The organism is Paraburkholderia sp. SIMBA_053 (genome assembly GCF_046534895.1).
Classification (GTDB): Bacteria; Pseudomonadota; Gammaproteobacteria; order Burkholderiales; family Burkholderiaceae; genus Paraburkholderia; species Paraburkholderia caledonica.
Window position 1 is genome coordinate 1 of the sequence record NZ_JAWRXU010000803.1, and the last position, 267, is coordinate 267.

At 53.2% G+C, this 267-nt stretch carries 1 protein-coding gene; it reads right to left on the reverse strand.

All coding sequences use genetic code 11. The features are described 5' to 3' along the window. Positions 1–66: 66 nt before the first annotated feature. The coding region (locus SB753_RS37795; protein ID WP_410805252.1) for a LuxR C-terminal-related transcriptional regulator at positions 67–267 on the reverse strand (201 nt) is incomplete at its 5' end.

The window sequence follows — 267 nt, forward strand, 5'->3', positions numbered from 1 at the left end:
GGCGGCGTTTTTATTTGATCCGTTTTCCCGATTTGAGAATCCGACAGCCAGCTTCTGAGATCGCGCTTAGGAACTTCCCTGCGAAGGGCTGCTGCCGGTATCCAGCTCGCCCGGCGCATACGACGACAGATTCATCAAGCCATTACTCTGCGCGTACTGAAAGAGTTCGGAATCCCTTTCGAGTCCGAGCTTGCGCATCGCGGTGTTCTTTTGCGTGCTGATCGTCTTAATGCTGCGGTTCAGTTGCTCAGAAATTTCCTTGATGGC